The sequence below is a fragment of the Deltaproteobacteria bacterium CG11_big_fil_rev_8_21_14_0_20_49_13 genome (assembly GCA_002796305.1).
Lineage (GTDB): Bacteria > UBA10199 > UBA10199.
In genome coordinates this window covers 50,801-51,238 of sequence record PCWZ01000088.1, presented here as the reverse complement: position 1 = coordinate 51,238, position 438 = coordinate 50,801, and the positions used below count along the sequence as shown (strand labels likewise).

The window sequence follows — 438 nt, the reverse complement described above, 5'->3', positions numbered from 1 at the left end:
TGTTGTTGCGGTCATCCGTACCACCGCCCAGAGCCTTCTCGATTACGTCCCTTGCGGCGCAACGACGGAAGGTTTTGGAGGGACGTACGCGACCCAGGAGAACTTTCGCATCATGCGCGCCGCGCTGGACGAGATCTCGGAGCGAGAAAAGCGGTATGTGAGGCTTGTCAACTACTGTTCGGGCCTTTGCATGCCGGAAATCGCGGCCATGGGTGCGTTCGAGCGCCTTGACATGATGCTTAACGACTCGATGTACGGCATACTCTTTCGTGATATCAACATGTATCGCACCTTCATCGATCAGAACTTTTCAAGGATGATAAATACCTACGCCGATATCATTATAAATACCGGCGAGGATAATTACTTAACGACATCGGACGCCATAGAAAAGGCCCACACGGTCCTTGCATCCCAGTTCCTGAACGAACAGTTCGC

The 438-nt window shown here is 52.5% G+C and carries 1 pseudogene (running past one end of the window); it reads left to right on the top strand.

Features of this window, described 5'->3' with window-relative positions:
• Nucleotides 1-438, top strand: a pseudogene (locus COV46_08880) (D-lysine 5,6-aminomutase subunit alpha) (it continues 495 nt past the right edge of the window).